This window comes from Streptomyces sp. NBC_01450 (assembly GCF_036227505.1).
Lineage (GTDB): Bacteria > Actinomycetota > Actinomycetes > Streptomycetales > Streptomycetaceae > Streptomyces.
Genome location: NZ_CP109480.1, coordinates 9,752,444 through 9,771,303, shown reverse-complemented (window position 1 = coordinate 9,771,303; position 18,860 = coordinate 9,752,444). Strand labels below are relative to the sequence as shown.

Genomic DNA, 18,860 nt, shown 5'->3' with positions numbered 1-18,860 from the left:
GGGTGAACGGAAACTCCCGCCCTCCCGTGACGGGGCCCTGCACCCGTCCGCGAGGGGGGACTCGCCCGTGTCCATGAGCGGGGGCTCCCCTGGCGCTCGTCCTCCGCGTACCCTGCACTCATCCGATGATCGATCCCAAGGAGCCGCGATGCGTGTCGCCCTGTTCCTGACCTGTGTCAACGACACGCTTTATCCGGACACCGGCCGTGCCGTGGTGAAACTGCTGACCAGACTGGGCGTCGACGTCGACTTCCCGATGGCGCAGACCTGCTGCGGGCAGGCCCACTACAACACCGGATACCGGCATGAGGCCGAGCCACTGGCCCGGCATTTCTCCGATGTCTTCGGTGGGTACGAGGCGATCGTGACGCCCTCCGGGTCGTGCGGCGCGATGGTGCGGGAGCTGTATCCGCGGATGGGCGAGCGGGCGCGGGCGGAGGGCCGCGGGGACACCCTCGCGGCCACCCTCGCCCCGGTCGTGCCGAAGACGTACGAGCTCACCGAGTTCCTGGTGGACGTGCTCGGCGTGACGGACGTCGGCGCGTACTACCCGCACACCGTCACCTACCACCCCACCTGTCACGGGCTGCGCAGTCTCGGGCTCGGCGACCGGCCGCGCCGGCTCCTCCAGGCCGTCAAGGGGCTGGAACTGCGCGAGTTGCCCGGCGCGGACGAGTGCTGCGGGTTCGGTGGCACGTTCGCCGTCAAGAACGCCGATGTCTCGGCGGCGATGGGCGCCGACAAGGTGCGCAACGCGGAGTCGACGAACGCGGAGGTGCTGTGCGCCGCCGACAACTCCTGTCTGATGCACATCGGCGGCACGATGGCCCGGCTGGAGACGCGGATGCGCCCGGTGCACATCGCGGAGATCCTGGCCGGTACGGAAGAGGAGCCGAGCGCATGAGTGGCACCTTCGTCGGCATGCCGGCCTTCCCCGTGGCCGCGCACGACGCGGTCAACAACCCGACCCTGCGCGGCAATCTGCGCCACGCCACCCACACCATCCGCGCCAAGCGCGCGGTCGCCGTCGCCGAACTCGACGACTGGGCCGCCCTGCGCGAGGCCGGCAAGCAGATCAAGGACCACACGCTCCGTCATCTCGACCGCTACCTCGTCCAGTTGGAGGAGTCGGTCACCGCGGCCGGGGGTGTCGTGCACTGGGCCGCCGACGCCGACGAGGCCAACCGGATCGTCGCCGACCTGGTGAAGATGACCGGCGAGAGCGAGGTCGTCAAGGTCAAGTCGATGGCCACGCAGGAGATCGGCCTCAACGAAGCCCTGGAAGCCGAGGGCATCCACGCCTACGAGACCGATCTCGCCGAACTCATCGTGCAGTTGGGCAAGGACCGGCCCTCCCACATCCTCGTCCCGGCCATCCACCGCAACCGCGGCGAGATCCGCGACATCTTCGCCCGCGAGATGAGCGAGTGGGGCCGCCCGGCGCCGGAAGGCCTCACCGACACGCCCGCCGAACTGGCCGAGGCCGCCAGGCTGCACCTGCGCGAGAAGTTCCTGCGCGCCAAGGTCGGCATCTCCGGAGCCAACTTCATGGTCGCCGAGACCGGCACCCTGATGGTCGTGGAGTCCGAGGGCAACGGGCGGATGTGCCTGACCCTCCCCGAGACCCTGATCTCGGTCGTCGGCATCGAGAAGATCGTGCCGACCTGGCAGGACCTGGAGGTCTTCCTCCAGACCCTCCCCCGCTCGTCGACCGCCGAGCGCATGAACCCCTACACCTCGATGTGGACGGGCACGAGGGACGGCGGAGCCGGGGAAGGGGACGGCCCCCAGACCTTCCACCTGGTCCTCATCGACAACGGCCGCTCCGACACGCTCGCCGACGAGGTCGGCCGCCAGGCCCTGCGCTGCATCCGCTGCTCGGCGTGTCTCAACGTCTGCCCGGTCTACGAGCGCGCGGGCGGCCACGCCTACGGCTCGGTCTACCCCGGCCCGATCGGCGCGATCCTCAGCCCTCAACTCCGGGGCACCGCGAGCGAGATCGACGCCTCCCTCCCGTACGCCTCCTCGCTCTGCGGGGCGTGCTACGAGGTCTGCCCGGTCGCCATCGACATCCCCGAAGTCCTCGTCCACCTGCGTGAACGGGTCGCCGAGGGCGGCCAGGTGACACGGGAGGGCAACAAGGTCGTACTCAAACCCGCCAAGGGGCACGCGGCCGAGCGGGCGGCGATGCGGGCGGCACGCTGGGCGTTCAGCCACCCCGGCGCACTGCGCACCGGCCAGCGGCTCGCCTCCCGGACGCGCCGCTTCCACCCGCGCTCGCTGCCCGGCCCGGGCAAGGCGTGGAGCGGCACCCGGGATCTGCCGACGGTCCCCGCGGAGCCGTTCCGCGACTGGTGGCAGCGTACGCACGGCGGGAACACCGACAAGGGGGCGGCGAAGTGAGCAGCAGGGATCTGATCCTGGGGCGGGTGCGGCGCGCGCTCGCCGATGTGCCGCGCGACGACACTCCGTACGAGCAGGCCGTCGAACGCGGGTATCTGCGCGAGCACGGGGGCCGGAGCGTCGAGCAGACGGTGGATCTGCTGGCCGAGAACCTCGCCGACTACCGGGCGCTGGTGCACCGGTGCGCGGCCGCCGAGTTGGCGGGCACGATCGCGGGGCTGCTCGCCGGGCACGGCTCGACCTCGGTGGTGGTGCCGGCGGGCCTGGACGAGGCATGGCTGGCGGCGACGGAGGTGACGCGCGTCCCGGACCGGGCCGAGGACACCTCGGGCGAGCTGGACCGCGTCGACAGCGTCGTGACCGCGTGCGCGCTCGCCATCGCCGAGACCGGCACCCTCGTCCTGGACGGCGGCCCGGACCAGGGACGTCGTCGCATCACCCTGGTCCCCGATCACCACATCTGTGTCGTCCGCGTCCCCGACCAGGTCGTCTCCTCCGTCCCCCAGGCCCTGGAGCGCCTCGACCCGACCCGCCCGCTGACCTGGATCTCCGGCCCGTCGGCGACCAGCGACATCGAGCTCGACCGGGTCGAGGGGGTGCACGGTCCGCGCACCCTGGAAGTGGTGCTGGTGAGCGGTGAGTGAGCGGCGCGGTTAGCGTGAGGGGATGATCCGGTTCGAACAGGTCACCAAGCGCTATCCGGACGGCACGACGGCCGTGGACGGCCTCTCGTTCGAGGTCGCGGAGGGCGAACTCGTCACCCTCGTCGGCCCGTCGGGCTGCGGCAAGACGACGACCATGATGATGGTGAACCGGCTGATCGAACCGACCTCGGGCCGGATCTTCGTGAACGGCGAGGACGTCGCCACGGTCGACCCGGTGCGGCTGCGGAGGCGTATCGGATATGTCATCCAGCAGGTGGGCCTGTTCCCGCACCGGACGATCCTCGACAACACGGCGACCGTGCCGACGCTCATCGGCTGGAAGAAGGCGAAGGCGCGGACGCGCGCCGCGGAGCTGCTCGAACTGGTGGGCCTGGACCCGAAGACGTACGGCTCGCGCTATCCGGAACAGTTGTCGGGTGGCCAGCGCCAGCGGGTCGGCGTGGCCCGGGCGCTGGCCGCCGATCCGCCCGTACTGCTGATGGACGAGCCCTTCGGGGCCGTCGACCCGGTGGTCCGGGAACAGTTGCAGGACGAGTTCCTGCGGATGCAGGAGGCCGTGCGCAAGACGGTGCTGCTGGTCACGCACGACATCGAGGAGGCGGTACGGCTCGGCGACCGCATCGCGGTGTACGGGCAGGGCCGCATCGAGCAGTTCGACACGCCGGGGGCCGTCCTCGGTACCCCGGCCACCCCCTACGTCGCCGAGTTCGTCGGCGCCGACCGCGGGCTGAAGCGGCTGTCGGTCACCGAGATCGAGCCCGGCGACCTGGAACAGCCGCCCGTCGCCCGCCTGGACGAGCCCGCCGGGACGGCCGTCGCCCGCTTGCACGCGGAGGGAGCACGATGGGCGGTCGTGCTGGACGCGGAGGGTGATCTGCACGGGTGGGTGGGCGTCGAGGAGTTGGCGGCGGGCGGGTCCGTCGGCGACCGCGCCCACCGTATGAACTCCTGGGTCCCGGTGGGCGCCCCGCTGAAGCAGGCCTTCGGCGTGCTGCTCCAGCACGACGCGGGCTGGGTCGCGGTACTGGACGGGGCCCGCTTCCTCGGCGTACTCACCCCGGCGAAACTCCACGAGGCGCTGCGGCGGTCGGTGGACGCGGATGCGCGGGGGGTGCGGCGGGGGCAGGTGTCGTTCGACTCTGTCTCCGACGCGTGAGCGCTCCGCTGGGTCGGGCGGGGGATGCGGGTTGTTCGACGCCGCGGGTTCGATGTGGCTGGGCGCGCCCACGCGGCGGAGCCGCACATTGTCACAGCCCCGCGCCCCTTCGGGGCGCGCGTCCGTCACGCGAGGCGTACCTCGGGGTCGAGGCACCAGTCGAGGACCGACGGCCAGGGGCCGTAACCCGCGTCGAGGTCCAGGTGGGCGGCGCCCTGGATGACGTCGGTGTCGAGGCCGAGGGGCACGCCGTATTCCTTGGCCGCGCCGCCCGGGCAGTACGGGTCGTCGTCGGCGGCCACGAGCCGGGTCACGGGGGCGGCGGCGCGCAGGTGCGCCGCGGTGGCGCCGGAACCGGCGAACCCGGCGATGTCCTCGTAGCCGGCCATGACCTCGTCGGACGGCGGCGCGACGAGAAGGACCCGGTCGGCCCGGGCCCTGCCGCGGGCCACCGCGTGCAGCCACAGCGGGACGGCGAGGCTGTGGCAGACGACCACGCGCTCGTGCTCGTGCCCGAGGGAGTCGAGGTGGGCGTGGAGCCGGTCGAGCCACACCGCGAGGTCCGGGTGGTCGGGGTCCGGGAGCTGCGGGTAGGTGACGGCGTGGCCGCGGGCGGTCAGTTCGTCCGCCAGCCAGTGCTCCCAGTGGTCCACGGGACGGTGGTTCTGCCAGCCGTGTAGGATGAGGAAAGAACGCGAGTTCGAAGTCATCCTTCAGTATCGGCCACGAGGCGGCGGACTCAGGGCAGCGCGTTCCGCAGGTCGACGAGCACGGCGTGCGCCAGTTCGGCCGCTCCGGTACCGGCGCCCGCCGCGGCCCCGGTGGCCGCGCCGGCCGCCACCGATGCCAGTACGTCCCTGATCCGGCCCAGCAGACCGCGCAGGCGTCCCACGTCCGGCTGCGACCGGGCGGCCTCCGACAGAGCGTCCTGGCGCACGGCCGTTTCGTCCTCGGCGGGCAGACCGAGCGTCTCCAGCGCCGCGAGCACGGACCGCAGGGCCTCGGCGAGCCGGGCGCTCGCCCCTTCGTCGGCCGTCACGTACTGGTGCTGGGTGACGTTGTGCCCGCCGATCGCGATCTGGCTGCCGTGAATGGGCCCGTAGAACTGGGCACCGCCCGAACTCGTCAACGTACGCCTCCTGAACCGGAGTTCTCCTGCGCCGTGTTGCCGACGGCACCGAGGACAGCCTCCAGGCGAGCGGCCAGGGCCGCCAGACGGGCGGTGAGAGGGCGGCCGCCGGGCTGCCGGGCCAGGCAGGCGAGGATCTGCTCGACGGCCCCGCGGACACGCGCCTCATTGATCGGAGGGCGGGCCAGCTCCACCTTGATCTCCGCTGCGGCCTGCCGAATGACGTACTGCGAGTAGAGGTCCAGCCCCAGCCGTTCGACCTCGACCCGCACGGTTTCCACCACCTGTACGGGGTCGGCACGCCGCGCCGGCTGGAACTGCGTCCGGTAGAACTGCTCGGGCCGTACGTCGGTCCGGTTCTGGATCACATCCCCTTGGGCGTTGATCGCGACCTGGCTGTCGGTGATCGGGCCGAAGACGTAGACCAACGGAGTCGTCGGTTCTTCGGGACGCAGGGGGCTGATCTGCTGGGGACCCGGTTCACGGGCCAGGCGCAGCAAGGACTCGTAGTCGCCGTAGTCGATGAGCGGGGGCCCGGCGGCGCGCAGTGCCTCATACAAACCCTCGGCAGTGCCGGAGGACTCGATGAACACGGAGCCCACTTCAGGAGACGCAACCGGCTTCTGCGCCGGCTCCACCGTCGGCGGTTCACCATACGGCGTCGTTACCGATACCTCAGTCGCTCCCGGCCTGTGGATCGACTCCACCGTCTCAGGCGCGGTCTCAGTGACGGGCTGGGGCAAAGCGCCGGCGCGACGGCGCTCGTGCTCGTACCGGAATCCCGAACTGGGCATATGAACCCCCCGTGGCGAAGCCCCTCCTTGAAGCGTAGCGAGACAAACCCAGGGAGGAAGGCCTCATCCGGCATCGGAGTACCGCAATCAGGCCACTTCCGTGCATGTGTGCCCCTCCGATGCGCGGGCACCCGGATCGCGGGAGGTCCACATGAACGCAAGTACGGTGGCACGGACCGGACGCGTCGAGGCTCGGCGCGTGGCTAGGGGCCCGGTGATGGAGTACGCCGCCCGGGCGGGTCTGACCGCGCGGGGCGTGATCTACCTGCTGGTCGGTGTGCTGGCGCTGCGGATCGCCTTCGGGGACGGGAAGAAGCAGGCGGACCGCAACGGTGCCGTCGCCGAGATCGCGCAGAAGCCCTTCGGTGCGGTGCTGCTGTGGGTGCTGGGTATCGGTCTCGTCGGCATGGCCGTGTGGCGGCTGTCCGAGGCGTGCTTCGGCTGCGTCGGGCCGGACGGCCGTGCGGCGAAGAAGCGGCTGCTGTCCGCCGTACGGTTCGTCTTCTATGCGTTCGTCGCCTACTCCGTGCTGTCGTTCGCGGCGGGCTCGGGCAGTGGTGGGCAGGGTTCGAGCGACCAGCAGTCGCGGGATGTGACGGCCAAGGTGCTGGACCTGTCGGCGGGGCAGTGGATCGTCGGCGCCGCCGGAGTCGGCATCGTCGTGGCGGGTGTGCTGATCGGCGGGCGGGCCGTGTTGCGCAAGTACCACAAGAAGCTGAAGCTCGGTCAGATGTCGGCGCGTACACGGCTGTTGGTGGATGTGACCGGCGTGGGCGGCGGTGCGGCGCGGGGGCTGGTGTTCGCCGCGGCGGGGTGCTTCGCCGTGCGTGCGGCGATCGACTACGAACCCGACCGGGCGAAGGGGCTGGACGACACGATCCGCTCGTTCGCCCACACCCCGGCGGGACCGTGGCTGCTGGTGTGCGTCGCCGCCGGACTCGTGCTGTTCGGTCTGTTCTCCTTCGCGATGGCGCGCTGGCGCCGGGTCTGAGCACGTCATTTCAGCAGGCCCTTGTCCTTCAGATAGGTCCGGGCCACGTCCGCGGGCAGTCGGCGCCAGCTGTCCACCTGTTGGTTCATCGATGCCAGGTCCGCGGTGGTGAGGACGTCGTTGAGCTTGCCGAGCGCTTTGGTGACGCCCTCGCTGCCGGCGCGTGAGCGGTTGACGACGGGCACGATGTAGTCGGCGTTCTGCAGGTGCTTGTCGTCGGCGAGGAGGACGAGGCCGAACTCGTCCAGCGTCGCGTCCGTCGTCGTGGTCAGGACCATCTGGTCCTGACCACTCTGCACGGCCCGCTTCGCCTGCGTGGTGCCCACGCCCTTCGGGTCGACGCCGGTGATGTCGATGCCGTACGTCTTCTTCAACCCGGGTTCGCAGTAGGGCCGTTGAACGCATTCGTCGCCCGCCGCGAGCCGTACCGGAAGATGCGACGCGCCCAGGTCGCTGAGGGTCTTCAGGTGATGCCGCCTGGCGTACGCCTTCGTCACCGCGAAGGCGTTCTGGTCGACGGCCCTGCCGGGGTCGAGGACGGTGAGGCCGCGCGGTGTGGCGAGCGCCCGGAGCGCCTTCATCGTGGTGGCGAGGTCGGGTGAGCCGACCGGCGGGGCGCCCGCGCCGTGGGTCTTGGCGTTCAGCCAGTCCGCGAAGGTGGCCGCGTACTCCGGTACGACGTCGATCTGGCCCGATTCCAGGGCGGGTTCGTAGAGTTCGCGGTTGGCGACCGTCAGCATGGAGGTCTTGTATCCGGCCTGGTCGAGCAGCAGCGCGTACATCTGGGCGAGCAGGTCGCTCTCGGTGAACCCCGCCGAGCCGATGGTCAGGTGCTTGCTGTCGCCGGGCGAGGCGGTGACCGCGCCACGGTTCTCCAGGGACGGGCCGGTGCCGCATCCGGTCAGCAGGACCAGGCACAGCAGGGCGCCGCCCCGCCTCATCGGACACCCCTCGCCCAGCGCGGTGCCAGCCGTTCGGCGATCTCGAAGACCCCCTCGACGATCAGGGCGAACACGGCGACGAGGATCGCGCCGGCGACGACCTGCGGGGTGCTCGCCAGGTTGAAGCCCGCGGTGATGATCCGGCCGAGTCCGCCGCCGCCCGCGAGCGCGGCGATGGTGGCGGTCGCGACGAGTTGGACGGCGGCGATCCGCACACCGGTCATCACCATGGGCAACGCGAGGGGCAGTTCGACGTGGAACAGCATTTGCCGCCCCGTCATCCCCATGCCCCGCGCCGCGCGCACCACGCTCCGGTCGACCTCGCGCATCCCCACGTACGCGTTGGTGAGCAGCGGCGGTACGGCGAAGAGGACCAGCGCGACGACGGTCGGGCCCTCGCCCCACTTGCCGAGCGGGGTGAGCAGCAGGAGGACCAGTACGGCGAAGGTGGGGACGGCGCGGCCGATGTTGGAGATGTTCACGGCGAGCGCGCCGCCCTTGCCGAGGTGGCCCAGGACGAGGGCGACGGGCAGCGCGATGAGGCAGCTGATGACGAGGCAGACGACGGTCAGGACGAGGTGCTGGGCGAGGCGGTGCCAGACGCCGTCGTCGCCGGACCAGTGCGTGGGGTCGGTGAGCCAGTCCCAGGCCCCGGTCAGGGTGTTCATCCGCGGTTCGCCCGGGTCCAGGGGGTGATGAGCCGCTGCACCGCGATCAGGAGGAGGTCCGCGGCGACGGCGATGACGACGCAGAGCACGGACGCGGTGAGGACCTGCGCCTTGAAGTAGGTGTTCATGCCCGCGTAGATGAGGTTGCCGAGGCCGCCGAAACCGACGATCGCGCCGACCGTCACCAGCGAGACCGCCGAGACGGTGGCGATGCGCAGTCCGGCCATCGCGGCGGGCACGGCGAGCGGCAGTTCCACGGTGAGCAGGAGGCGGATGGGCCCGTATCCCATGCCGCGCGCGGCCTGCCGGGTCTCCTCGGGGACGGCGCGCAGGCCCGCGAGGATGTTCCGGACGAGGAGGGTCAGTGAGTAGAGGACGAGGCCGGAGACGACCAGCGTGGCCGACAGTCCGTACACGGGCAGGAGCAGCGAGAACATCGCGAGGGACGGGATGGTGTAGAGGATCGTGGTCACCGCCAGGACCGGTCCGGCCGCCCAGCCCCAGCGACGGGCGAGGACGGCGAGCGGCACCGCGATGACGAGTCCGACGAGGACGGAGACCGCCGTGAGCTGGAGGTGCTGGACGACCGCGTCCAGGAGGATCTGGCGGCGCGTGCTCAGATACTCACCGCAGATCCACTCGTTGCGGGCGAGACAGTCGTCCGGGGGCGCGGTCACGCGTCCATTGCATCGGGGCGGGCGGGGGTCGGCGCGTTCTGGTGACCCGTACGGGGTGGCACTGGGTACACCCCGCGATACGGGTTCTGTGCCCCATGTGGGGCGGGCGTGCGCTCCGTAGCGTCGTGAGCGAGGCACAGGGCGTGCCGGACGGAGAGTGATGACGATGTTTCGCCGCACCTCGCGACGTACGAACGAATCGGAACCCGACCGGGAGGCGCTGCGACTGGTCAAGGTCGGCAAGACCTACGGCGCCGGGGAGAATGCCGTGACCGCGCTGGACGAGGTCAGCCTCGGTCTGGCACGGGGCAGCTTCACCGCGGTCATGGGGCCCTCGGGGTCCGGCAAGTCCACGCTGCTGCGGTGCGCGGCCGGGCTGGAGCGGCCCGACAAGGGCATCGTGCGGGTCGACGGTGTGGAGATGACGGGCGGCGGGGAGGCCGAGCTGACGAAGTTCCGGCGCGAGAGGATCGGTTTCGTCTTCCAGCAGTACAACCTGCTGCCGACGTTGACCGTCGCCCAGAACACGATCCTGCCGCTGAAGCTGGCCGGGCGGCGCGTCGACCGGGCCGGGGCGCGGGAGATCCTGACGGCGGTCGGTCTGGGCGAGCGGCTCGGCAGCCTGCCCGACCAGCTCTCCGGCGGTCAGCAGCAGCGCGTGGCGATCGCCCGGGCGCTGGTCGCCGAGCCTCGGGTGATCTTCGCGGACGAGCCGACCGGTGCCCTCGACAGCCGTAGCGCACGGGATGTGCTGCGGCTGCTTCAGGAGGCCGTGCGGGTGCACGGCAGGACGGTCGTCATGGTGACGCACGATCCGGTCGCCGCCTCATACGCCGACGCGGTCGTGTTCCTCGCGGACGGGCGGCCGGCCGGTCAGCTGCACGCGCCGACGGCGGACGCCGTGGCCGGGCGCCTGGCGCATCTCGGTGACGACACGAAGGTGGGGGTGTGAGCCGTGTTCGCTCTGGCCCTGCGTTCCCTCCGGCAGCGCCCCGGGCGCGCCACGGCGACCCTGCTGTCCGCCTTCCTCGGCGCGGCGATCGTCATGACCTTCGAGTCGCTGCACGACACGGCCGGGCAGCCCGGGGTGGACTCCGTGAGCGCGGAGTCGCTGACCACCGCCGCGGGCGTCGTCGGCGGCTACGGCACCCTGCTGGTGTTCTTCGCGATCGCCTCGACGCTGACGGTGAACGTCCGTCAGCGCGGTGCCGAGATGGAGCTGCTGAGGTGCTCAGGGGCGACTCCCGCACAGATCAACCGGCTGGTAGTGGCTGAGGCGGTGGCGATCGCCCTGGTGGGTGCGGTGCTGGCGATCGGTCCGGCGATGCTCGGCGGACGCGCCCTGCTGGGCGTCTTCCAGGACAGCGGTCAGGTCCGCCGCTCCGTCGACTACTCCTTCGGTACCGTCGCCCTCGCGTCGGGCATCGGCATCACGGTGTCGGCCGCGGCGGGCGCGGCGTTCCTCGCGGTGCGGCGGGTGACGCTCCGGCGTCGCACCCGGGGCGGGGCGCGGACGTTCCTCGCGTACGCGGCTCTGCTCGTCGGTGGTGCGGCGGTCTGTTCCACCTTCGCGTTCTCGGCCGAGGACGCCGCGCTGATGGCGCCTCCCGCGTACGGGGCGATCCTGCTGTCCGTGGGATGCGCGCTGCTGGCGCCGCGGCTGCTGGAGGGCCTGCTCGACCGGCTGCCCCTCGCGGGCCCGAGCGGGTATCTGGCCGTACGGAACCTGCGTCGGCGTGCCACGGAGATGTCCGGTGTCCTGATGCCGCTGATCCTCTTCACGTGCATGGCGTCGGCGACGCTGACCATGCAGGCGGTCGAGAGCGACGCGATCAGGGCCTCCGGTGTCCCCAAGTCGGTCGACGCGAAGAACCTCGAGACGCTCAACCTCACGGTCGTCGGCGTCATCGTGGTCTTCTGCTGCGTCATGCTGATCAACTCCCTGTACTCGGCGACGACTTACCGCAGCCGGGAGTTCGGGCAGCAGCGGCTGGCCGGTGCGACGCCGGGGCAGGTGCTCGGCGCGGTCGGCGCCGAGGGCCTGATCCTGACGGTGACCGGCGTCTTCTTCGGCACCCTGACCGGGCTCGCCGGGGTCCTCGCGTTCACCGCCGTGCGTACGGACTCCCCGTGGCCGGGCCGGGGACCGGGCATCTGGCTCGCCGTCGTCGCGGTCGCGGCCGTGGTGACCCTCGGGACCGTCCTGTTCACGGCCCGCCGCACCCTGCGGGCGCCGGCCGTGGCGGCGGTGACCCTGGTCGCGTGAACGGGCGGCGGACCGCGGGGGCGTTGCCCACTGGCACCTGCCCGGCCGAGTCGCCACGATGGATTCGAAGGACGACGGTTTCCGCCGCCAGGATCCGGACCCCGGAGGGGACGATGACGTCAGACACCCGTTCGGGAGGCGCCGATCCGCCCGACGCCCCGCAGGAGTCCGTACCCGCCGGCACCACGGACCGGATCGTCGAGCTGCGGGAGGAGGTCGACCAGCTGACGGAAGCCGTCACCTCGCACGCCACGGTGGACCAGGCCATCGGCATGATGGTCGCCCTCGGCCGGGTCTCCCCCGACCAGGGCTGGGCCGTGCTCCAGGAAGTCTCACAGCACACGAACGTCAAGCTGCGCGCCATCGCGGAAATGATCCTCGTCTGGGGGCGGCAGGGAGATCTGCCGCCCGAAATTCGCGCGGTCCTGGAGGAGACGCTCGACAAGTACGGGCCCACGCAGATCCCCGGGGGTTCCCCCGCCCCGTAGCCGCGGAATTTGTTTGGAACTGATCCACCCAGGTAGTCCAGAGAGAGGTGGCCCGCTGGCCAACCGCTCCCGGGAGGGTTCGGCAGTGAGCTCGCCTCCGACCGTCCGGACGGGGCAACCCCCCGGGCGGTCGGGTGTGTCCCCCGCCCATGGTTCCGCCCGCGGTTCCGCCCGTGGTTCATGCCGCATCGGCGAGCACCTGTTCGCGCACGGAGGCGCAGCAGTTGCTGAGGAGGCGGGAGACGTGCATCTGCGAGATGCCGAGCTGATCGGCGATGCAGCTTTGCGTCATGCCCTGGAAGAAACGCAGGTAGAGGATGGTGCGTTCGCGCTCGGGGAGCTCGTGGAGGGCCGGTTTCACCGACTCGCGGTCGATGACCAGGTCGAACCCGTCGTCGAGCGCGCCCAGCGCGTCGGTGAGCGCGTAACCGTCGTCCCCGCCGGGCAGTTCGGCGTCCAGGGAGAGGGCGGAGAAGCTGTCCAGGGCCTCGAGACCGGTGCGTACCTCGTCCTCGCTGAGATGCGCGTACGTGGCGATCTCGGCGACGGTGGGCCGTCGGCCCTGCATGGTCTGCGACAGGTCCTTGAGGGCCGTCCGCACCCTGTTGCGCACGTCCTGGACGCGGCGCGGGACGTGCAGGGTCCACATGTGGTCGCGGAAGTGACGCTTGATCTCGCCGGTGATGGTCGGGACGGCGTAGCTCTCGAAGGCGTTGCCGAGCTCGGGGTCGTAGCGGTCGACGGCCTTGACCAGGCCGAGTGCCGCGACCTGGTTGAGGTCCTCGACGGACTCGCCCTTGCCCCGGTAGCGGCGGGCCACTCGCTCCGCCATGGGCAGCCAGGACCGGACGATCCGCTCGCGCAGCGCCTGCCGCTCGGGCCCGTCGGGCAGGGCGGCGAGGCGGATGAAGGCCGCGGCGGTGTCGGGGGCGTCGTCGTGCGGGTGTCGCTTGGTGCCGGACGTCATGCGCATGGTGCTCACAACTCCCTATGGGGTTGCCGACGGGACAGTCCCCATGGGAGGGCGCGCACAAAAAACCGGACGGGAGACACCGGCGATCTGGCGGAGCCAGCTCCCACGGACGTGCCTCCTGTCCGAAGCACTGACGTGACAATTCCCCCATATCGGGCACGCAAACAATCCTGGATCAAACCTCGGAGAATCACCCGAAGGAAGTGACACCGGGCGAGGGGGCGTTTCCGGAGCGTCACGAATCGTCCGCGAATCCGTATCCGTCGGATTCACCCGGACCCCCCGCCGACCGTTGACGGGGCAGCCGCACCATGAAAATCTAATACTCAATGAAGAGAATATAGTTCTCACCAGCAGGATCGTGACTGTTCACGCGACGTCCGCATCGGAGGACCGACGCGATGCGCCCACGCCGAGATCCGCCGCGTCGCCGAACCGCTGCCCTGACCCGGCTCGACGGCCGCCCGAGCCCTGCCGACCCACCATTCACGACCACCGGGACACACGCGTCGCGGTGCCGAAGGGAGCGTTGCACACGGTGAACGACTTCGAGGCGATGAACTTCTTCCGGGACGACGGGCTCGTCGCGGACCCCTACCCGTACTTCGAGGCGATGCGGGGGAAGTGTCCCGTACAGCGCGAGAGCCACCACGACGTGGTGATGGTGACGGGGTACGACGAAGCGATTCAAGTGTTCAACGACAGCGAGACGTTCTCGTCGTGCCTCTCGGTGAGCGGCCCCTTCCCGGGGTTCCCGGTCCCGCTCGAAGGGGACGACGTGAGCGAGCTCATCGAGCGGCACCGTGCCGAACTCCCCTTCAGCGACCAGCTTCCGACGCTCGACCCGCCGACGCACACCGACCACCGCGCGCTGCTGATGCGGCTGATCACACCGCGACGCCTCAAGGAGAACGAGGCGGCGATGTGGCGGCTGGCCGACCGCCAGCTGGACACGTTCCTCGCCCACGGCGAGGGCGACTTCATCAGCGGGTTCGCGGGCCCGTTCACCCTGCGCGTGATCACCGACCTGCTCGGCGTGCCCGCCGAGGACCACGAGGAGTTCGTCAAGGGGCTGGAGCACCGGCCGCAGACGGACGGCGGGGTGGGCAGCACGGAACGGGAGATGGAGCACACGCCGCTGGAGTATCTGTACGAGCGGTTCGCGGCCTATGTCGAGGAACGGCGCCGTGAACCGCGGGGCGACGTGCTCTCCGGACTGGCCTCGGCGACGTTCCCGGACGGCTCTGCACCGGACGTCGCCGATGTGGCCCGGGTGGCGACCAATCTCTTCGCGGCGGGCCAGGAGACCACGGTCCGGCTGCTCAGCTCCGCGCTCAAGCTGCTCGTCGAGCGCCCGGAGCTGCAGCGGCGACTGCGCGAGGAGCGCGACCGCATCCCCAACTTCATCGAAGAGGCGCTGCGGATGGAGAGCCCGATCAAGGGCGACTTCCGGCTGTCCAGGGTGCCGACCACGGTGGGCGGTGTCGACATACCGGCCGGCACCACGGTGATGGTGCTGAACGGGGCCGCGAACCGCGACCCCCGCCACTTCGAGCAGCCGGACACCTTCGACCCGGCCCGCGCCAACGCCCGCCACCACATCGCCTTCGGACGGGGCATCCACACCTGCCCCGGTGCGCCGCTGGCCCGCGCCGAGGGCCGGGTGGCCATCGAGCGGCTCCTCGACCGCACGGCCGACATCAGGCTCTCGGAGCGCGTCCATGGCCCTGAGAGCGAGCGCCGGTATCACTACATCCCGACGTACATCCTGCGCGGTCTGACCCACCTGAACGTCGAGTTCACCCTCGCCGAGGAGCCGGCGCGGTGAAGGCGGACGTCGACGAGGACCGCTGCCGGGGACACGGGGTCTGCTGGTCGCTCTGCCCCGAGGTGTTCGACCTGACCGACGACGGCTACGCGGTCGTACTCGCTCCAGAGGTACCGGCCGAGTTCGAGGAGACCGTGCGTACGGCGATGGGCAGTTGCCCCGAGCGAGCCATCACGCTGCACTGAGGGTCGCGGCCCGCGCACATCGCGCGGGCCGCTTGCACGGACTCGAATTCGAGGACGACCGTACGGTTGCCGTGCCGGCTGCCCTCCAGGAGCCGGGGCCCTGAATCCACCGCCCATGGGCACTCACGGGTCCTCACGTGCGTGCTGGCGGCCTCACGTGCGACCGGCTCGCGTCCGGACGGCGGCGCACACACCGCCGTCCACGAGGAGGTCGATCCCGCTCAGGAATCCGGCCTCGGACGACAGCAGGAAGGCGACGGCCGCGGCGACGTCCTCGGACCGCCCCTGCCGGCCGAGCGGGGTCTGCCGCAGCAGCAGTTCCATCCCCGGATGGCTCGCGGATTCCTGCCGCCCCTGAGGAGTGTCGATCAGCCCGGGAGACACCGAGCAGATACGGGCACCGAGCGGCCCGATCCGCACCGCCTCACGCTGGACGAAGCGGTGCACCCCGCGCTTGGCCCACGCGTACGCGATGCCGGTGTCCTCGATGCGCGGTCCGACGGCCTCGTGCACGCGGTCGAGGAACCGCTCGTCGAGCGGGTCGTCCAGCACCGCGTCGACGGCCGGGTCCGGGTCGGTGCCGCCGAGTAGCGGGGCCATCGACGCGAAGCACACCAGGGCCGTGCCCTCGGTGGCGAGCGGGCGGAGCGTCTCGGCCAGCAGCGCGGTCCCGACGAGGTCGACGGTGAAGATGCGACGCCAGTCGGCCATGGTGGGCGAGATGCCCGCGGCGTGGGCGACGGCGCGCAGGGTGCCCAGTTCCCCGACCCGCGCGGCGAGCCCGGCCAGGCCCTCGGCATCGGTGATGTCGAGGACGAACGGTTCGACGACAGCGCCCTGAGCGGTCGCGGACAGGTCCTTGGCGGCCGCGGTCACGGTCGCCTCGTCCCGGTCGACGAGAAGCAGCGTGTCCACCTGGTCGGTGAGTCGCTGCGCGCAGGCCAGCCCCATCCCGCGGCCGGCGCCGGTGACGATCCCGACGGTCGTCATGCGCTCATTCCCCACAACCGCTCCAGGCCCTGCCGCGCCACCCTGCTCACCAGTTCGACGCGGTAGCCGCTGGCCGGGCTGCGGAGGAACGCGAACGGGGCGCCGTCGCCGCCCCTGCGCGTCGCCTCCCGGACGAAACCGTGGCGTTCCAGTTCGGAGGCGTCCGCGGCGACGTCGTCGGACCAGTAGCCGACATGATGGACGGCGCCGCCGGCCGCCGGTTCCCAGAGGGTCCCCGGGACGCGCCGGACGATCTCGAGACGGGGTGTCGTCGTCGAGAACACACACCCGAGTTCGACCACCGCGTCTCCACCCGGCAGCGTCACGGGAACCGGTCCGCTGATCTCGCCGCACCACGTGTACCCGAACAGGGAAGAGAACTCGGCCAAGGTCGTCTCGAAGTCCTCGACGACGATGCCGAGATGGAACTGGTCCTGAGCCTTCAGTACCCGGCCGACGGCCGCCCGCCCGTACTCCGTCGCTTCCACACGTCTCCCTCGTCGTTGAGTTCAACCGCCGCTAAGAAGTGCGTTCTTTGAAATGAGAATGATATTCTCATAGGTCGTCGGGCAGCGCAACGGAAGGCCTCTCCGCAACCTTTCTTCATATCAACAGATTCATGCCGTTTCCCAACGGAACCGGGGGTTGCGGCGTGGGTGTTCAGGTTGTGTTCAGGCCCGCCGCGGGCCCTGGCAACTCCTGCACCAGAAGCACCAAAGCAATGGCAAAGACCCCTGTGACCAGGGCTGTTCGCCATGTCATCGTGCGGGCATGAGCACAGAGCCCCTCACCCGCCGCCGTCGCGCACCCGACACCGCCCATCTGGCGAGCAAGGTTCCGGAAGTCACCCTCTACTTCTGGGTCATCAAGGTGCTGACCACCGGTATGGGTGAGACCGCCTCGGACCTCCTCGCCAAGAAGCTCGGGCCGATCCCCGCCGTCGGCCTCGGCGGGCTCGCCCTCGTGGTGGCACTCACCATCCAGCTCAAGGCCCGTCGCTACGTCGCCTGGATCTACTGGACGGCGATCGTGATGGTCAGCGTGTTCGGCACCATGGCCGCCGATGTCCTGCACGTCGGCCTGGGCGTCCCGTACACGATCTCCACCCCCTTCTTCATGGCCGCGCTGGCAGCCGTGTTCGCCGTCTGGTACGCCAGCGAGAAGACCCTCTCCATCCACAGCGTCCGCACCCGCCGCCGCGAGCTCTTCTACTGGGCCACCGTGCTGGCCACCTTCGCGCTCGGCACCGCCGCCGGTGACCTCTCCGCCACGATCGGCCTCGGCTACCTCGGCTCGGCCGTCCTGTACGCCGTCGCCATCGCCGTCCCGGCCGTCATGCACAAGTGGGGCGCCCTGAACGCGGTGGCCGCCTTCTGGACCGCGTATGTCATCACCCGCCCGCTCGGCGCCTCGGTCGCCGACTGGATGGCCCTCGGCCACACCCGCGGCGGCCTCGGGCTCGGGCTGGGACCGGTCACCCTGTCCTGGACCGTCGCCATCATCGGCTTCGTCGCCTACCTGGCCGTGTCCCGCAACGACGTCGGGAACGCGGAGCACCTCGCCTAGGGGACACCGGCCGCGCGGGCGGCTCGGGCCGTCAGTACTTCTTCGACGACACCCACCACGACCATGTCCACGTGGGGTTCATCACCTGACGCCCGCGCCGCCGTCCCGCCACGCGTCAGCAGATCCTCGGCAGCTGTTCCCCGATCGGCAGGTCGACCACCCGGGTGCCGCCCAGTCCGGTGCGGGCCACCACCATGCCCGGATGCGCGTCCACGACCTCGCCGATGATCCTGGACTCCGTACCCAGCGGATGCGCCCGCATGGCGTCCAGTACGGCGTCGGCGTGCTCACGGGGCACGAACGCCACCAGTTTGCCCTCGTTGGCGACGTACATCGGGTCCAGGCCCAGTACGGCGCAGGCGTTGGCGACGGCCGGCGGGACCGGGACGTCGCGTTCCCGGATGACGACGCCGGTGCCCGAGGCCGCCGCGATCTCGTTCAGCGCGGCGGCCAGCCCACCCCGCGTGGGATCGCGCAGCACACGCAGATCCGGGGTGACGGCGAGCATGGCGTCGACCAGACCGCCCAGCGCCGCACAGTCGCTCTCGATCTCCACCCCGAACTCCAGGCCCTCACGCACACTCATGATCGCCACGCCGTGCACGCCGATCGCGCCGCTGACCAGCACCACATCGCCGGGCACGACCCGCTGCGGGCGCAGGTCGACACCCGCCGGGATGAGCCCGATACCGGCCGTGTTGATGAAGATCCCGTCGCCGTGACCGGCCTCCACCACCTTCGTGTCGCCGGTCGCGACCTCGACGCCCGCGGTCCGCGCCGCCGCGCCGAGCGCCCCGGCCACCCGGGCGACGGTCTCCATCTCGACGCCCTCCTCCAGGATGAAGCCGCAGGAGAGGTACGCGGCCCGGGCGCCGCTCATGGCGAGATCGTTGACGGTGCCGTTGACGGCGAGGTCACCGATGCTGCCGCCGGGGAAGAACAGCGGCCTCACCACGAAGGAATCGGTGGAGAAGGCCATCCGGACACCGCCCAGCGACAGCGCCGCGGCGTCGCCCAACTGGGCGAGCACCTCACCTCCGAAGGCGGGCGCGAAGACGTGCTGGACGAGTTCGGCGGACAGCGCCCCGCCTCCCCCGTGGCCCATGACGACCCGCGGCTGATCGCGCAGCGGGGCCGGGC

At 70.8% G+C, this 18,860-nt stretch carries 21 protein-coding genes; 11 read left to right on the top strand and 10 right to left on the bottom strand.

Annotated elements, in window-relative coordinates:
* Positions 1–148 precede the first annotated feature (148 nt).
* Genes OG568_RS43610 through OG568_RS43595 form a run of 4 tightly spaced genes read left to right on the top strand, consistent with a single transcriptional unit; the run spans position 149 to position 4,224 of the window.
* A complete protein-coding gene (locus tag OG568_RS43610; protein WP_329535551.1) occupies positions 149–904 on the top strand; it encodes a (Fe-S)-binding protein in 756 nt (251 codons plus the stop codon).
* Complete coding sequence (locus OG568_RS43605; RefSeq protein ID WP_329535550.1) at positions 901–2,403, top strand: LutB/LldF family L-lactate oxidation iron-sulfur protein; 1,503 nt, start codon at positions 901–903, stop codon at positions 2,401–2,403. The genes OG568_RS43610 and OG568_RS43605 overlap by 4 nt, the downstream gene beginning before the upstream one ends.
* Positions 2,400–3,047 (top strand): LutC/YkgG family protein, encoded by a 648-nt coding sequence (locus OG568_RS43600; protein ID WP_266417948.1) that lies wholly within the window; start codon positions 2,400–2,402, stop codon positions 3,045–3,047. The genes OG568_RS43605 and OG568_RS43600 overlap by 4 nt, the downstream gene beginning before the upstream one ends.
* A gap of 22 nt (positions 3,048–3,069) precedes the next feature.
* Complete coding sequence (locus OG568_RS43595) at positions 3,070–4,224, top strand: ABC transporter ATP-binding protein (protein ID WP_329535549.1); 1,155 nt, start codon at positions 3,070–3,072, stop codon at positions 4,222–4,224.
* A 125-nt stretch (positions 4,225–4,349) separates the two neighbouring features.
* On the opposite strand, the gene OG568_RS43590 is transcribed toward OG568_RS43595, so the two are convergent.
* Genes OG568_RS43590 through OG568_RS43580 form a run of 3 tightly spaced genes read right to left on the bottom strand, consistent with a single transcriptional unit; the run spans position 4,350 to position 5,946 of the window.
* Positions 4,350–4,934, bottom strand: a complete 585-nt coding sequence (locus OG568_RS43590; RefSeq protein ID WP_329535548.1) for an RBBP9/YdeN family alpha/beta hydrolase — start codon at positions 4,932–4,934, stop codon at positions 4,350–4,352.
* Positions 4,935–4,963: 29 nt separating this feature from the next.
* Entirely contained in the window at positions 4,964–5,353 is a 390-nt protein-coding gene (locus OG568_RS43585) for a hypothetical protein (protein ID WP_329535547.1), read from the bottom strand.
* Positions 5,350–5,946, bottom strand: coding sequence for a hypothetical protein (locus OG568_RS43580; protein ID WP_329535546.1), 597 nt, complete (start codon positions 5,944–5,946; stop codon positions 5,350–5,352). Before OG568_RS43580 ends, OG568_RS43585 begins: the two co-directional genes overlap by 4 nt.
* Before the next feature lie 352 nt (positions 5,947–6,298).
* Between OG568_RS43580 and OG568_RS43575 the strand changes: the two genes are divergently transcribed.
* Positions 6,299–7,138: a DUF1206 domain-containing protein gene (locus tag OG568_RS43575; protein WP_329535545.1), complete on the top strand. Its 840-nt coding sequence runs from the start codon at positions 6,299–6,301 to the stop codon at positions 7,136–7,138.
* 5 nt (positions 7,139–7,143) lie between these two features.
* Here the strand turns inward: OG568_RS43575 and OG568_RS43570 are convergent, their stop codons facing one another.
* From OG568_RS43570 to OG568_RS43560, 3 genes are read right to left on the bottom strand one after another with little or no spacing between them, the layout of a single operon-like run.
* Entirely contained in the window at positions 7,144–8,079 is a 936-nt protein-coding gene (locus OG568_RS43570; RefSeq protein WP_329535544.1) for an ABC transporter substrate-binding protein, read from the bottom strand.
* Positions 8,076–8,747 carry an ABC transporter permease gene (locus tag OG568_RS43565; RefSeq protein ID WP_329535543.1) on the bottom strand — a complete coding sequence of 224 codons (672 nt, stop codon included), beginning with the start codon at positions 8,745–8,747 and terminating at the stop codon, positions 8,076–8,078. Before OG568_RS43565 ends, OG568_RS43570 begins: the two co-directional genes overlap by 4 nt.
* The gene (locus OG568_RS43560) at positions 8,744–9,424 is read right to left on the bottom strand and encodes an ABC transporter permease (protein WP_329535542.1); all 681 of its coding nucleotides are present in this window, start codon (positions 9,422–9,424) and stop codon (positions 8,744–8,746) included. The genes OG568_RS43565 and OG568_RS43560 overlap by 4 nt, the downstream gene beginning before the upstream one ends.
* Positions 9,425–9,584: 160 nt before the next feature.
* Here OG568_RS43560 and OG568_RS43555 point away from each other — a divergent pair, with 160 nt between their 5' ends.
* The 3 genes from OG568_RS43555 (at position 9,585) to OG568_RS43545 (ending at position 12,178) form a co-directional block, all read left to right on the top strand.
* Positions 9,585–10,376 carry an ABC transporter ATP-binding protein gene (locus OG568_RS43555; protein WP_329535541.1) on the top strand — a complete coding sequence of 264 codons (792 nt, stop codon included), beginning with the start codon at positions 9,585–9,587 and terminating at the stop codon, positions 10,374–10,376.
* 3 nt (positions 10,377–10,379) lie between these two features.
* Complete coding sequence (locus OG568_RS43550) at positions 10,380–11,690, top strand: FtsX-like permease family protein (protein WP_329535540.1); 1,311 nt, start codon at positions 10,380–10,382, stop codon at positions 11,688–11,690.
* A 113-nt stretch (positions 11,691–11,803) separates the two neighbouring features.
* The gene (locus OG568_RS43545) at positions 11,804–12,178 is read left to right on the top strand and encodes an ANTAR domain-containing protein (RefSeq protein ID WP_329535539.1); all 375 of its coding nucleotides are present in this window, start codon (positions 11,804–11,806) and stop codon (positions 12,176–12,178) included.
* A gap of 178 nt (positions 12,179–12,356) precedes the next feature.
* On the opposite strand, the gene OG568_RS43540 is transcribed toward OG568_RS43545, so the two are convergent.
* Positions 12,357–13,151 carry an RNA polymerase sigma factor SigF gene (locus OG568_RS43540; RefSeq protein ID WP_329535538.1) on the bottom strand — a complete coding sequence of 265 codons (795 nt, stop codon included), beginning with the start codon at positions 13,149–13,151 and terminating at the stop codon, positions 12,357–12,359.
* Positions 13,152–13,689: 538 nt separating this feature from the next.
* On the opposite strand from OG568_RS43540, the gene OG568_RS43535 reads away from it, so the two are divergent.
* The gene (locus OG568_RS43535) at positions 13,690–14,979 is read left to right on the top strand and encodes a cytochrome P450 (RefSeq protein WP_329535537.1); all 1,290 of its coding nucleotides are present in this window, start codon (positions 13,690–13,692) and stop codon (positions 14,977–14,979) included.
* The gene (locus tag OG568_RS43530) at positions 14,976–15,164 is read left to right on the top strand and encodes a ferredoxin (protein ID WP_329535536.1); all 189 of its coding nucleotides are present in this window, start codon (positions 14,976–14,978) and stop codon (positions 15,162–15,164) included. The genes OG568_RS43535 and OG568_RS43530 overlap by 4 nt, the downstream gene beginning before the upstream one ends.
* Positions 15,165–15,317: 153 nt before the next feature.
* Here the strand turns inward: OG568_RS43530 and OG568_RS43525 are convergent, their stop codons facing one another.
* Positions 15,318–16,154, bottom strand: a complete 837-nt coding sequence (locus OG568_RS43525) for an SDR family oxidoreductase (RefSeq protein ID WP_329535535.1) — start codon at positions 16,152–16,154, stop codon at positions 15,318–15,320.
* Positions 16,151–16,642 carry a VOC family protein gene (locus tag OG568_RS43520; protein WP_329535534.1) on the bottom strand — a complete coding sequence of 164 codons (492 nt, stop codon included), beginning with the start codon at positions 16,640–16,642 and terminating at the stop codon, positions 16,151–16,153. Before OG568_RS43520 ends, OG568_RS43525 begins: the two co-directional genes overlap by 4 nt.
* Before the next feature lie 283 nt (positions 16,643–16,925).
* Here OG568_RS43520 and OG568_RS43515 point away from each other — a divergent pair, with 283 nt between their 5' ends.
* Positions 16,926–17,720, top strand: a complete 795-nt coding sequence (locus OG568_RS43515) for a COG4705 family protein (RefSeq protein ID WP_329535533.1) — start codon at positions 16,926–16,928, stop codon at positions 17,718–17,720.
* Positions 17,721–17,835: 115 nt separating this feature from the next.
* Here OG568_RS43515 and hypE read toward each other — a convergent pair whose 3' ends face one another.
* Positions 17,836–18,825, bottom strand: coding sequence for a hydrogenase expression/formation protein HypE (gene hypE, locus OG568_RS43510; RefSeq protein ID WP_266422093.1), 990 nt, complete (start codon positions 18,823–18,825; stop codon positions 17,836–17,838).
* Between the last annotated feature and the right edge of the window lie 35 nt (positions 18,826–18,860).

Excerpts from the sequence above, each read along its gene's own strand:
- OG568_RS43610 (WP_329535551.1), top strand. The coding sequence starts at position 149 with ATGCGTGTCGCCCTGTTCCTGACCTGTGTCAACGACACGCTTTATCCG.
- OG568_RS43605 (WP_329535550.1), top strand. The coding sequence starts at position 901 with ATGAGTGGCACCTTCGTCGGCATGCCGGCCTTCCCCGTGGCCGCGCAC.
- OG568_RS43595 (WP_329535549.1), top strand. The coding sequence starts at position 3,070 with ATGATCCGGTTCGAACAGGTCACCAAGCGCTATCCGGACGGCACGACG.
- OG568_RS43590 (WP_329535548.1), bottom strand. The coding sequence starts at position 4,934 with ATGACTTCGAACTCGCGTTCTTTCCTCATCCTACACGGCTGGCAGAAC.
- OG568_RS43575 (WP_329535545.1), top strand. The coding sequence starts at position 6,299 with ATGAACGCAAGTACGGTGGCACGGACCGGACGCGTCGAGGCTCGGCGC.
- OG568_RS43570 (WP_329535544.1), bottom strand. The coding sequence starts at position 8,079 with ATGAGGCGGGGCGGCGCCCTGCTGTGCCTGGTCCTGCTGACCGGATGC.
- OG568_RS43565 (WP_329535543.1), bottom strand. The coding sequence starts at position 8,747 with ATGAACACCCTGACCGGGGCCTGGGACTGGCTCACCGACCCCACGCAC.
- OG568_RS43555 (WP_329535541.1), top strand. The coding sequence starts at position 9,585 with ATGACGATGTTTCGCCGCACCTCGCGACGTACGAACGAATCGGAACCC.
- OG568_RS43545 (WP_329535539.1), top strand. The coding sequence starts at position 11,804 with ATGACGTCAGACACCCGTTCGGGAGGCGCCGATCCGCCCGACGCCCCG.
- OG568_RS43540 (WP_329535538.1), bottom strand. The coding sequence starts at position 13,151 with ATGCGCATGACGTCCGGCACCAAGCGACACCCGCACGACGACGCCCCC.
- OG568_RS43525 (WP_329535535.1), bottom strand. The coding sequence starts at position 16,154 with ATGACGACCGTCGGGATCGTCACCGGCGCCGGCCGCGGGATGGGGCTG.
- OG568_RS43515 (WP_329535533.1), top strand. The coding sequence starts at position 16,926 with ATGAGCACAGAGCCCCTCACCCGCCGCCGTCGCGCACCCGACACCGCC.
- hypE (WP_266422093.1), bottom strand. The coding sequence starts at position 18,825 with ATGGGCCACGGGGGAGGCGGGGCGCTGTCCGCCGAACTCGTCCAGCAC.